The organism is Maricaulis sp. (assembly GCF_015665295.1).
GTDB lineage: Bacteria > Pseudomonadota > Alphaproteobacteria > Caulobacterales > Maricaulaceae > Maricaulis.
The window spans coordinates 14,430-27,043 of the sequence record NZ_JADFAJ010000025.1 but is presented as its reverse complement, the minus strand read 5'-3'; the positions used below and the strand labels follow the sequence as shown (position 1 = coordinate 27,043).

General features: G+C 64.2%; 10 protein-coding genes. 1 reads left to right on the top strand and 9 read right to left on the bottom strand.

Going from position 1 to position 12,614, the window contains the following annotated elements; genetic code table 11:
• Window positions 1-10 precede the first annotated feature (10 nt).
• From QZZ02_RS11575 to QZZ02_RS11550, 6 genes are all read right to left on the bottom strand, one after another.
• On the bottom strand, window positions 11-1,198 hold the full coding sequence (locus tag QZZ02_RS11575; protein ID WP_291844626.1) for a lipase family protein: 1,188 nt from the start codon (window positions 1,196-1,198) through the stop codon (window positions 11-13).
• Window positions 1,199-1,342: 144 nt separating this feature from the next.
• Window positions 1,343-1,996 carry a fructose-6-phosphate aldolase gene (fsa, locus tag QZZ02_RS11570; RefSeq protein WP_291844625.1) on the bottom strand — a complete coding sequence of 218 codons (654 nt, stop codon included), beginning with the start codon at window positions 1,994-1,996 and terminating at the stop codon, window positions 1,343-1,345.
• A gap of 90 nt (window positions 1,997-2,086) precedes the next feature.
• On the bottom strand, window positions 2,087-3,352 hold the full coding sequence (locus QZZ02_RS11565; protein ID WP_291844624.1) for a threonine ammonia-lyase: 1,266 nt from the start codon (window positions 3,350-3,352) through the stop codon (window positions 2,087-2,089).
• Window positions 3,353-3,656: 304 nt separating this feature from the next.
• Window positions 3,657-4,226 (bottom strand): DUF4287 domain-containing protein, encoded by a 570-nt coding sequence (locus QZZ02_RS11560; RefSeq protein WP_291844622.1) that lies wholly within the window; start codon window positions 4,224-4,226, stop codon window positions 3,657-3,659.
• Between the two features lie 2 nt (window positions 4,227-4,228).
• Window positions 4,229-4,819, bottom strand: coding sequence for an SRPBCC domain-containing protein (locus tag QZZ02_RS11555; protein ID WP_291844620.1), 591 nt, complete (start codon window positions 4,817-4,819; stop codon window positions 4,229-4,231).
• Window positions 4,816-5,205 (bottom strand): helix-turn-helix transcriptional regulator, encoded by a 390-nt coding sequence (locus QZZ02_RS11550; protein ID WP_291844619.1) that lies wholly within the window; start codon window positions 5,203-5,205, stop codon window positions 4,816-4,818. The genes QZZ02_RS11555 and QZZ02_RS11550 overlap by 4 nt, the downstream gene beginning before the upstream one ends.
• 338 nt (window positions 5,206-5,543) lie before the next feature.
• Between QZZ02_RS11550 and QZZ02_RS11545 the strand changes: the two genes are divergently transcribed.
• Complete coding sequence (locus QZZ02_RS11545) at window positions 5,544-8,984, top strand: pyruvate carboxylase (RefSeq protein WP_291844618.1); 3,441 nt, start codon at window positions 5,544-5,546, stop codon at window positions 8,982-8,984.
• 311 nt (window positions 8,985-9,295) lie between these two features.
• On the opposite strand, the gene QZZ02_RS11540 is transcribed toward QZZ02_RS11545, so the two are convergent.
• From QZZ02_RS11540 to QZZ02_RS11530, 3 genes are read right to left on the bottom strand one after another with little or no spacing between them, the layout of a single operon-like run.
• Window positions 9,296-10,258 (bottom strand): alpha/beta hydrolase, encoded by a 963-nt coding sequence (locus tag QZZ02_RS11540; RefSeq protein ID WP_291844617.1) that lies wholly within the window; start codon window positions 10,256-10,258, stop codon window positions 9,296-9,298.
• A gap of 9 nt (window positions 10,259-10,267) precedes the next feature.
• On the bottom strand, window positions 10,268-11,116 hold the full coding sequence (locus QZZ02_RS11535; RefSeq protein ID WP_291844616.1) for an SDR family oxidoreductase: 849 nt from the start codon (window positions 11,114-11,116) through the stop codon (window positions 10,268-10,270).
• The gene (locus QZZ02_RS11530) at window positions 11,113-12,606 is read right to left on the bottom strand and encodes an NAD(P)/FAD-dependent oxidoreductase (RefSeq protein ID WP_291844615.1); all 1,494 of its coding nucleotides are present in this window, start codon (window positions 12,604-12,606) and stop codon (window positions 11,113-11,115) included. Before QZZ02_RS11530 ends, QZZ02_RS11535 begins: the two co-directional genes overlap by 4 nt.
• Between the last annotated feature and the right edge of the window lie 8 nt (window positions 12,607-12,614).

The window sequence follows — 12,614 nt, the reverse complement described above, 5'->3', positions numbered from 1 at the left end:
CCTGGCCGCCTCAGGCCTCGGCATCGCCGGTCACCGGCGGGCTTGGTATTTCAGGACCGGTCGATTGCGGCTGGTTGAGGCTGGCCCGCATCAGCTGACGCAGGCGGGCATAATAGGCGAGCTTGTCGATATAGGTCTCGATCGCGTGGTCACCGAGACCGGCCGCCCCCCAGCTGACAAGCAGGCGCCGGCCGCTTTGCCACCAGCGCTCGATCAGGCTGGGATTGTTCATGAACGCCATGCCTGGAAAGTCGATCTTGCCGGCCGGGGTCTCCGACGCGGTCGCCGGTCCGAGATAGCGCAGATCGCCGCCATGGCGGTATTCGCGAACCCGTTCGAGATAGGGCGAGAGCTTCGAGACGACCGGCAGCCAGCGGACGAGCATGCGTACCACATTGATCACGGTCGAGCTCAGCGGCACGGCCGTGACGATGTCGGCCGCATTCACGATCCGGTAGACCGGTGTGAATATCTGGTTGGTGAAGGCCTGGTTGGAGACCCGCGGCGCGCCGAATGTATAACAGGCGCCGCGCGATCCATTGGCCACGAAACGGGTCGCCACCACAGCGAGCCCGCCGCCCAGGCTGTGCCCGGTGATGAAGAGAGGCAGGTCCATGCAATCTTCGCGCTCCAGCACGGCGGCGATCTGGTCCTCGACCGAGCGATAGGCGCGATAGAAGCCCTTGTGGACCTTGGCCACGCCCCCCTCGAGCGTTCGCCCGTGCGGCAATTCCATCAGTTCAAGATCAAGGTCGGTACGCAGGTCCGCCATCCGGGTCGGCTCGGTGCCGCGAAAGGACAGCACCAGCATTTCCTCCGGCGGACGGTCGGGCCGGACCGGGCGGCTCAGCCGGGCGAGGAAGCATTGCGTATCGTGTCGCAATCCCTCGCTCAGGCTGATCGTCGAGAGCAGCTCGAAATCGAACGCGTCGAGCAGGCCGCGCAATTGCTCGCGCCCCGCCTCGCCCTCGCCGGGCCGGATCAGGCGCGACAATTCGGCCATGATGGCGGCAATATCAGCCTTGCCGACAAGCGCCTCGGCAACCCGGCGCAAGGCGGTCTGGTCCAACGGATTCTCGAACGGCAGATAGGCGAACAGCGACATAACCGACATCAGCCAGGCCGTCCGGTCCGAATAGGCGGCCCGTTTGACCGGTTGGGTCGCCAGATCGGCGTCGAAATGTCCCGCAAACTGCATCCGCCCCTCCCTCACCCGGAAGGGTTCAGTCTAGCGATACAGCCGCACGGCGTCACCCCTAGATTGAGCCATGCCTCACGACACGCTGGCATCGCGCGAACACGACGGATGCATCACCCTGTGATCAGAGAATGCTCTGGGTGATCAGAGAATGCTCTGGCCGGTCTTCTTCCAGTCGCTCATGAAGGCTTCCAGACCCTTGTCGGTAAGCTGGTGCTTGACCAGATTCCTGAGCACGGACGGCGGCACGGTGGCGACGTCGGCCCCGATCAGCGCGCATTGCTGGACATGATCGGCCGAGCGGATCGAGGCGGCGAGGATCTGGGTGTCGAAGGCGTAATTGTCGAAGATGGTCCGCAGGTTGGCGATCAGCTCCATGCCGTCGACGCCGAGATCATCAAGGCGGCCGATGAAGGGCGAGACATAGGTTGCGCCGGCCTTCGCCGCGAGCAGGCCCTGATTGGCCGAGAAGCACAGCGTGACATTGGTCTGGATGTTTTCCGCGGTCAGAGCCTGGCAGGCTTTGAGCCCTTCAAAGGTCAGCGGCAGCTTGACCACGACATTGTCAGCCAGCTCGGCCAGCTTGCGGCCCTCGGTGATCATCGCCGGCGCCTCGAGTGCCGTGACTTCGGCGCTCACCGGGCCATCGACGAGGTCGCAGATTTCCTTGACCACTTCCAGGAAATCCCGGCCCGACTTGGCAATCAGCGAGGGATTGGTGGTGACGCCATCAACCAGGCCGGCCTCGGCCAGCTCGGCGATCTCGGACGTTTCGGCGGTGTCGACAAAGAATTTCATGGCAGGCTCCTCGCAGGCGGTCGGACTTTGGCGCTTTGGTTACCGGTAACGGCCCGGTGTGACAATTCAAGCGGGCTCGAACAGGAAAACTCAGTACCCCGCCGGCTCGGCCCGGAAACCGGCACCCCGCAGGGCGGCGCGGATCCGGTCCATATGGTTGGCGTCCTGGGCCTCCAGCGAGATGTCGATATAGGTCACCTTGGCCGGCAGGTCGGAGAAGGTCTTGTGATAGGCGACATCGGTGACATTGCCGCCGGCCCGCGAGATCACGTCGGACACGGCCGAGAGCTGCCCCGGCACATCGACCAGCTCGATCCTGAACCGCGCAAGCCGGTTGGAGCGGGCGAGATCGCGCAGCAATAGCGACGACAGGAGCCGGGTATCGACATTGCCGCCGGACAGGACCAGCCCGACCTTGCGGCCGGCAAAGCGGTCGGGATGCGCCAGCACGGCCGCGAGCCCGGCCGCACCCGCCCCCTCCGGCAGGACCCGCATCTGCGAGATGAAGAGGTTGAGGGCACGTTCGATCTGGCGCTCGTCGACCAGCAGGACATCGTCGAGCAGGTCCATCAGGATGTCACCGGTCAGCCCGCCGGGTTCCCGCACCGCGATGCCTTCGGCCAGCGTGAAGCCGCCAACCGGCCGGTTCTCGCCGAGAAAGCGGTTGGCGAAGGACGGGAAGAGATCAGCCTGCACGCCGACGAGCTCGATATCCGGCTTGATGCGGCGCGCCGCCAGCCCGGCGCCTGCGGCCAGCCCGCCGCCGCCGACCGGAAAGACCAGCACGTCGAGATCGGGCTGATCCTCCAGCATCTCCATCGCCAGTGTTCCCTGCCCGGCCAGCACCACAGGGTCGTCGAACGGGTGGATGAAGACGGCGCCGGTCGCTTGCGCCTCGGCCAGTGCCAGCGCCTTGGCGGCGTCGAAATCCTCGCCGGCGATCTCGACCTCGGCCCCGAAGCCGCGCGTTGCATGGATCTTCACCATGGGCGTACCGTCCGGCATGAAGATGCGCGCCCTGATGCCCATCGCGGCGGCGCTGCGTGCCACGCCCTGGGCATGATTGCCCGCCGAGGCCGCGACAACACCGCGCGCCCTTTCCGCCGGCGAGAGCGCCGCCATCCGGGCATAGGCGCCGCGCTCCTTGAAGGACCCCGTGACCTGGAGGTTCTCCAGCTTGACGTGCAGGTCGCAGCCGGCCGCCGCTGCAAGACCGGGCGAGGCAATCATCGGGGCGCGCAGAATGCCGCCAAACCCGTCCGCGCGCAGGCGGTCGACATGGACAAATGCATCGGCGAGGCGATGGTCGGTCGTTCGAGCCGCCATGAATTGGCGGGATGTCTCGGGCAAGGTCATGCTGTCGCTCCGGGTGACCGCACAGAAAAAACCCCGCTCCTGGGTGCCAGGAGCGGGGTCAAACTGCACGATACCTAATTAAGGGGTCAGGTCGTGATCGTCGTCGCTCCAACTGGCGCTATGACGGGAATAATCGAATTGAGCGGAAGACGGCGCACAGCCATATCGGACATGGCGACGGCCATCCCCCGGCACGCCTGCAAGATTTTACCCACCAACTGGCGCATAACATCAACTTCCAACAAGATTTCACCACAACCATGCCGAAGCCCGGCAACTCTGTCCAGCGATAAACCGCACCGACCTAACCGGCAGCGTCATAGGCCTGCCTCAACCAGCCCAGCACCTCGCCATCTATCGCATCAACGGTGTCAAGTCGGACGCGGTGCGTGCACATCGCGTTGAAGGCGCCAGACGCTTCCAGCCGACCGGACGGCTCGACCCCTTTGAGATTGAGGCCGAGATCGAGGCGCGTCTTGGTCGATGGCTGGACCAGGCCGAACTGCCTGGCCCGGCGCAGCGAGACATAGGCCTTCTTGGGCGCCAGCTCGACATCTTCGCCAAACGCTTCCACGGCCTTGACCAGCCGGTCATGGATCGGCTTCAGCCCGGCCTTGGGGCCGGCATATTGTGCGGCGACGAGATCCTCCGCCGGCGCCGGAGCCGAGACCACCCGCCCTCTCGCCTCATGCGCCACCAGATTGGCGAAACCATGCGTCATGCCGTGCTCGCCCTTGAGCAGCTTGATCATCTCGCCATGCTTTTCCAGCCCGCTCGCCTTGACGATCGTGACCCATTCATCGAGCGATTTTCCGGTCTTGGCCGGCATGTTGTTGATCATGGCCTGGGCCATGTCCTCGGGGGAATTTGCCATGATCAGGCCTCCTCGACGGTCTTGATCACCGCAAGATCAGGCGCCCGCTCAAGCGGCCAGTTTTCCGTCAGGGCGGACTTCGGCGTGATTGGCGCCATCAGCGAGAACATGAACAGCATCATGCGGCCGCCGGTCGTCGCCTTGCCGGTCTCCACCAGCGCCTTGAGGTTCTCGCAGATGAACTTCGCCCCCTGGGCCATCTGCTTTTCGGACTTCGAAACCGGATCGCTGGCGGCGTGCTCGTTGATCAGGGTGAATTCGACCCCGCCCTCGATCGCCTTGAGGACATAGCGAACGATCGAGACCGGATCATCGGACGTCGTGAAACGGAAGGTATGGGCGTAGCGATGGGGCGGCTCGAACTCGATGACCTTGCCCATAACCAGTGTGTGGCGGCCATCCGGCGTGCGCATGGCAAAGGCTGCCCCCTCGGCCAGGCCCGGCGTGTCGTATTGCCCGTTGAAGAAGAAGGGCAGCGGCCGGTCGGTACGGATCAGCTCGGACCAGACCTGGTCGATCGTCGCCCGGATCACCACCCGGTACATCGAGGTCCGGATCTCTCCGGACAGGGTTTTGGCGTGTGGTTCACTCATCCTGGCTCCCCCTTCTTGTGAGCAATATCGGCGGTCTCCGGGCCACTGCCCTCGCGGGCGCGGCGCTGTTCGGCGAGGTATTTGATGTCCAGCATGCGACCGGACCAGAGCGCGGAATACTCGCTCGCCCACCGGTCATGGATCATCTGGATCGGCACCGCATTCATGTAGAGATGCCGCGTCCGGCCCCGCTTGTCCGAGATGATGAGACCCGCCGCCTCCAGCACGGACAGATGACGCATCACCGCGATCCGGCTGACATCGAAACGGCTGGCCACCGCCCCGACCGAACACCCCGGCTCATTGCGAACGATGTCGAGCATCTCGCGCCGCGTTGTGCTGGCAAGCGCCTGAAACACCGCATCCATCGTGTCCGGAGACATCATTTCATCACCTCATGTAATATATCTATTACATTTCGCATCCTGGATGACAAGCAATATCAATGAACCTGGCAATATTTCGCCATTAGACCCATGCCATGATTACCTATTTGGCGTCGCGAATAGGACTTGCTCGGGCGCCGCCGAGCCCGCCACATCAACTCGGGCTGAACCAGGCGCCAGCGAAAGCATGCCGGTTGAAGTCGCCCCCAAAACCCGTCACCCTGTCCTTTCGCACCGCAACATTTCGCTTCCATACCCGCCCCGAAGCGGGTTTCATGGTACCGGTACCAGCGCACTGGCCGGCGCGCGCCACCCCTGACCCAATCGGGAGACACCACTTGCCTACCGAAAAACTCCTCATCGCCAATCGCAGTGAAATCGCCATCCGCATCATGCGGGCCGCCACCGAACTCGGCCTGCGCACGGTCGCGATCTATGCCGAGGAGGACAAGCTGGCGCTCCACCGCTTCAAGGCGGATGAAAGCTATCGGGTGGGTGCCGGTCTCGGTCCGGTGAAGGCCTATCTCGATATCGACGGCATCATCGCGATCGCCAGGAAGTGCGGCGCCACCCTCATCCATCCCGGCTATGGCTTCCTGTCGGAGAACCCAGACTTCGCCGAAGCCTGCGCCGCTGCCGGCCTGACCTTTATCGGCCCCTCGCCGGATGTGATGAAGTCGCTCGGCAACAAGGTCGCTGCCCGCAATATGGCAGTCGAGGCCGATGTCCCGGTGGTGCCCGCAACAGGCCCCCTGCCCGACGCGTCGGATGACTGGGCGGCGATGGCGAGCGCTGTTGGTTATCCGCTGATGCTGAAAGCCAGCTGGGGCGGCGGCGGGCGCGGCATGCGGGTGATCGAGGATGAAAGCCAGCTGCACGACCAGGCCAGGGCCGGCCGCCGCGAGGCCGAAGCGGCCTTCGGCAATGGCGAGGTCTATCTGGAAAAGCTGATCCGCAAGGCGCGCCATATCGAGGTCCAGATCCTCGGCGACAGCCATGGCAATCTGGTCCATCTCTTCGAGCGCGACTGCACCGTCCAGCGCCGCAACCAGAAAGTCGTCGAGCGCGCGCCGGCGCCGGACATGGCCGAGGAAACCCGTACCGCCATCTGCGAAGCCGCCCTGCGGCTGGTGCGCCATGCCGGTTATTGCGGCGCCGGCACGGTGGAATTCCTGCTCGATGCCGAGACCGGGAAATTCTACTTCATCGAGGTCAATCCGCGCGTCCAGGTCGAGCATACCGTGACCGAGGAAGTCACCGGGATCGACATTGTGCGGGCCCAGATCCAGATCGCCCGCGGCGGTCATATCGGGGTGGAGAGCGAAACCGGCATTCCCGAACAATCAAGGATCACCCTGCACGGCCATGCCCTGCAATGCCGGGTTACCACGGAAGATCCGCAGAATAATTTCACCCCGGATTATGGCCGCATCACCGCCTATCGCGGCGCCACCGGCTTCGGCATCCGGCTCGATGGCGGTACCGCCTATTCCGGCGCCGTGATCACCCGCTATTTCGACAGCCTGCTGGAAAAGGTCACCGCCTGGGCCGCCACGCCAGAGGAGGCCGTGCGTCGCATGGACCGCGCCCTGCGGGAGTTCCGCATCCGCGGCGTCTCGACCAATATCGCCTTCCTGGAAAACGTCATCAATCACCCCGATTTCGTCTCGGGCAACATCACCACCCGCTTCATCGACACCACGCCTTCCCTGTTCGATTTTCCCAAGCGCCGCGACCGCGCGACCCGGCTCCTGGGCTTCATCGCCGACGTCTCGGTCAACGGAAATCCGGAAGTCGCCGGTCGCCCCGTGCCGCCCTCGCACGCTGTCATCCCCGTGCCCCCGACGAGCACCGGCCAGGCGCCCGACGGGACCAAACAATTGCTCGACCGGCTGGGTCCGGAAGGCTTCCGCGACTGGATGCTGGCCCAGGAGCGCGTGCTGATCACCGACACAACGATGCGCGATGGTCACCAATCCCTGCTGGCCACCCGCATGCGCTCGCACGACATGGTCACCGTATCGGAGGCCTATGCCGAGCATCTCTCCCAGCTTTTCTCGGTCGAGTGCTGGGGCGGCGCGACCTTTGACGTTGCCCTGCGCTTTTTGAAGGAAGACAGCTGGGACCGGCTCGCCGACCTGCGCCAGCGCATGCCCAATATCATGCTGCAAATGCTGCTGCGGGCCTCCAATGCGGTCGGCTACACGAATTATCCCGACAATGCGGTCGATCTCTTCGTCCGCCAGGCGGCCGAGACCGGGATCGATGTCTTTCGCGTCTTCGACAGTCTCAACTGGGCCGAGAACATGAAAGTCGCCATGGAGTCGGTGCTCAAGACCGACCGGCTGTGCGAGGCGGCGATCTGCTATACCGGCGATCTCGGTCATCCCGACCGGCCGAAATACCAGCTCGACTATTATCTCGGCCTGGCCCGGGAGCTGAAATCCGCCGGCGCCCATATCATCGGCATCAAGGACATGGCCGGCCTGTGCCGTCCGGCCCAGATCCGCACCCTGGTGAAGGCCCTGAAGGACGAGACCGGCCTGCCGATCCACTATCACACCCACGACACGTCCGGCATTGCCGCCGCGACCGTGCTGGCCGCCTGCGAGGCCGGCGCCGATGCGGTGGATGCCGCCATGGACAGTTTTTCCGGCCTCACCTCGCAGCCCAATCTGGGCTCGATCGTCACCGCCCTGGGCGACACGCCGCGCGCCAGCGGACTGGACCCGGCCGTGATTCGCCGCTTCTCGGATTACTGGGAGGATGTGCGCACCCAGTATGCCGCTTTCGAGCCGGACCTGCGGGCCGGCGCATCCGAGGTCTATCTGCACGAAATGCCGGGCGGCCAGTTCACCAATCTCAAGGAACAGGCCCGCTCGATGGGTCTGGCCGAGCGCTGGCATGAGGTCGCCAAGATGTATGCCGCGGTCAACATGATGTTCGGCGATATCGTCAAGGTGACGCCCTCCTCCAAGGTCGTCGGCGACATGGCGCTCTACATGGTCTCCTCCGGCCTGACGCCGCAAGACGTGCTCGACCCGGACACCGAGATCAATTTCCCGGAAAGCGTGATCGGCCTGCTGCGCGGCGATCTCGGCCAACCGCCCGGCGGCTGGCCGCCAGCCCTGCAGGCCAAGGCCCTCAAGGGTGAAAAACCCCGCACCGACCGGCCGGGCCAGCATCTCGACCCGGTCGATTTCGACGCCGTTCGCAAGACCATCAAGGGCCATGGCGAGCGCGCGGTGAACGACAATGACCTGTGTTCGGCCATCATGTACCCACGAGTCTTCGCCGATTATGAAGACCACCGCCGCGAATTCGGACGGGTCGACCGACTGCCGACGCCGGTCTTCTTCTATGGCATGGAGCCTGGCGATGAGATCTCGGTCGATATCGATCCGGGCAAGGCGCTCAATATCCGCTTCATGGCCATCGGCGAACCGAATGACCATGGCGAGCGGGAAGTCTTCTTCGAACTCAATGGCCAGCCGCGCGTGGTCCGGGTCGATGACAAGTCGGTCGCCTCAACCGTGATCGCCAATGAGAAGGCCGACATGGCCAATACGGCGCATATCCCCGCCCCCATGCCCGGCCTGATCGCTACCGTCGCCGCGAAAGAGGGCGAAACCGTCAAGGCCGGCGAACTCCTCATGACCCTGGAAGCGATGAAGATGGAAACCTCGATCACCGCACCCCAGGCCGGCACGGTCAAACGCCTGCCCGTCAGCGCGGGCACGCAGGTTGACGCCAAGGATCTGCTGGCTGTGGTGGAGTGAGGCGCGTACGGGCGCCCTTCTCCCGTGGGAGAAGGTGTCGCGAAGCGACGGATGAGGGGGATCAGCACCCCTTCACCGGGAGTCCCCCCTCACCCGGCCTTCGGCCACCCTCTCCCGGGGGAGAGGGAAAGACATCACGTCACTCGCCACCCCGTTGTCATCCCGGACGTAGCCCTGACTTGATCAGGGCGAAGATCCGGGACCCATCAGCCCAGTGCGGCCGATATCGGCGCATATAGGTCCCGGCTCTGCGACCCGCCTATGCGGGTCATCCGGCCGGGATGACAATGTATGGGGCCAGAAAAGCGCCCCTACCCCAGCTTGCCCGCCATGCGCTCGATGAAGATCTGCAGGCGGTCCGGCTCGATGACCGGCGGCATGTGGCCGCGTTCCTCCATCGTTTCGACATCAGCCTCTGGCAGAGCTTCGGTCAGGGCCGCAATCTGTTCCGGTGCCGACAGGATGCGGTCCTCCAGCCCGTAGAAGAGCCCCACCGGCACGGAGATTTCCGACAGGCGCGCGGTGATGGCATCCATGTCGAGACCGACCGCATGCATGTCGGTGGCGGCGGCGTAGAAGGCCTTCGGGCGCAGGGACAGCAGGCCGCCGCCCCTGAAGCGGAAATCCTCCGGCGCCGCATCCGGTCCGAAGACAATGGCCAGCGTCTTGGCGCCATTGCGGATCGACATCGGGATGGCCAGCGTCTCGGAGACAAAGCGGCGCATGCCTGGATTGGCAACATTGATGCCGGAAAAGGCCTCCGACGGGGTTTCCGGTGCCTTGATCAGGGCCGAGACCAGGGCGAGGCCACCGACCTGGTCGGCATGGTTCAGGGCCAGGGCCAGCGAGACCGCCCCGCCCAGCGAGTGACCGACCAGGAGCGGCCGCTCAATCCCCTCCTTGGCGAGCATTTCGGCGATCATGCGGGCCTGCTCGGGAATGCGCGCCTGCTCGTCCGTGTCACGCTCGGACCAGCCGCAACCGGGCCGGTCGATGGCGATGGCGCGATAACCGGCCGCCGCCAGCCGGTCGACCATCGCATAGGTGAAATTGTGCAGATTGCCGGCGAGACCGTGGATCATGACGACCGGACGCCCCTCGCCCTTTTCGATCCAATGCAGCCGTCCGCCAGCGACCTCGGTGAAATGGCCTTTCGGCGGGATCGCGGCAGACGCCTTGGCCGATACCGCGTGCGAGAAACGCCAGGCCACAAGAAGACCGACCAGAAGAAGCAGGCCAATGCCGCCAATGATGGACAGGATGATGGTGAGCATGAACTCCCCCTAGGACGAGGCCTTGGAACCGGACCGGCGCGCGCCGACCATGGATTGCATGAGGGACCAGTAGCGGGTCGGAAACAGGCGCTCGAGCCACATCATGGTGTGGGCGTCCCGTCCCACGAAGATACGGGGTTTCCGGCGCGCCACACCATTGAGAATGAGGCGGGCAGCCTCCGGCGGCGGCATGACCAGCAGGCGCTGGGTCTGCCGTTTCGCCGCGGCGATCTCGGCCGCGCTGGCGCTTGGCGGCGCTTTGGCGCTGGCGGCAATATTGGTCGCCACGCCGCCGGGATGGACGGTTGTCACACCGATCGATGATCCGGCGAGCTCATGCCGCAGGGCGTTGGAAAACCCCTTCACGCCGAACTTGGCGGTCGCGTATGCTGCCTGTCCAGCCGGAGCGACGATACCGAAGATGCTGGATATATTGACAATATGTGCCTCTTCGACCGCGCGAAGTCTGGGCAGGAAAGCGCGGGTCATGCGGATAACGCCGTAGAGATTGATGGCCAGAAGCCGTTCGAAATCGGCCATGTCGACTTCCTCGAACAGACCTCCCAGGGCGATTCCGGCATTGTTGATCAGCAGATGGACGGGCTCCCCCGCGTCAGTGACATCCTTGGCCAGCTGTTCGATCGCATCGGCATCGGCCATGTCGACCACAAAGGTCGCGACCGTGCGCCCGTCGGCACGCAGCGGCGCCGCGACCGCCTCCAGCCCGTCGGCATTGATATCGACGAGGATCAGATGCGCCCCGCGTCCCGCGAGGTCGGCGGCCAGGGCCGCGCCAATGCCGCTGGCGGCCCCGGTGATCAGCGCCGTTCGCCCTGCAAAATCAAAACGGTCCGTCATTCCGCAGCCTCCCGGGCCTGGCTGCCGACGACAGGACCCGGTGCCTTGGCAAAGGTCATATATCCGTCCTCGAGCTTGCCGAAGCGGATGGTCAGCATGTCCTGGACATAGTTCTGATAGGTCTTCCAGGGTGCACGATCACCCTGCCTGGGAAGGTGGGCTATCGCCCGCTGGACATAGCCCGACGAGAAATCGAGCAGCGGTTCCGGCCTGATGTCGTCCGGCACTTTCGGGACCGCGATATCGGTACCGGTCTTCTTCATGTGGTTCAGCATGCGACAGACCCGTTCGCAGGTCAGGTCAACCTTGAGCGTCCAGGAGGCATTGGTATAGCCAAACGCCAGCGCCAGGTTGGGCACATCACCCAGCATCATGCCGCGATAGGTGTAAAGGTCGGCCGGATCGACAACCTCTCCATCGAGCGAGATTTGCGCGGCCCCGGCCAGCTGCATCTCGAGACCGGTCGCCGGCACGATGATATCGGCCTCAATTTGCGCCCCGGATTTCAGCTGGATCCCGGTCGCGGTGAAGCGCTCGATATGGTCGGTGACAATGTCCGCCCTGCCCGATTTCAGCGCCTCGAAGAAGTCGCCATCGGGAGCAAGACAGAAGCGCTGGTCCCAGGGATTATAGCTCGGCGTGAAATGCGTCTCGACATCGAACCCCTCACCCAGCTGGTCCTTCACCGCCTTGATGACCGCCTTCTTGACGAAGGCCGGCCAGCGTTTGGATATCTGATAAATATAGATGGCCAAGCCGATATTCTTGATCCTGGAAACGAGGTAGGCGAGCTTTGCCGGCAGGGCCTTGCGCAGGGTCTCGGCAATGACATCGCGCGAGGGTCGGGCTGCGATATAGGTCGGTGAGCGCTGCAGCATCGTGACATGCGCTGCCGTCTCTGCCATGGCCGGTACCAGGGTCACCGCGGTTGCGCCGGAACCGATGACCACGACCTTCTTGCCGGCATAGTCGAGCTCACTGTCCCAGTGCTGCGGATGCGCGATGGCGCCCTTGAAGTCCTCATAGCCTGCAAATGCGGGCAGATAGCCCTCGTCATAGCGGTAATAGCCCGAGCACAGCATGAGGAAACGGGCCGTCAGCACGGTCTCGCCACCCTGCCCGTCCGTGGAGCGAACCTGCCAGCGTGCCGCGTTGCTGTCCCAATTGGCAGCCAGGACCTTGTGGCCAAAGCGGATATGCCGGTCGATCCCGTTCTCGCTTGCGGTGTCGCGGACATATTGCCGGATGGACGGTCCGTCGGCGAAGGCCTTGCCGCCGGTCCAGGGCCGGAAGGCGTAGCCGAACGTGTACATGTCACTGTCCGAGCGGATACCGGGATAGCGAAAAAGGTCCCACGTCCCGCCGATCGCATCGCGCGCCTCGAGGATGGCATAACTGCGCTCCGGACAACGCGTCTGCAGGTGATAAGCGGCACCAATGCCGGACAGACCGGCGCCGACGATCAGGACATCAAAATCAGTCGCGGACATCTTTCCTC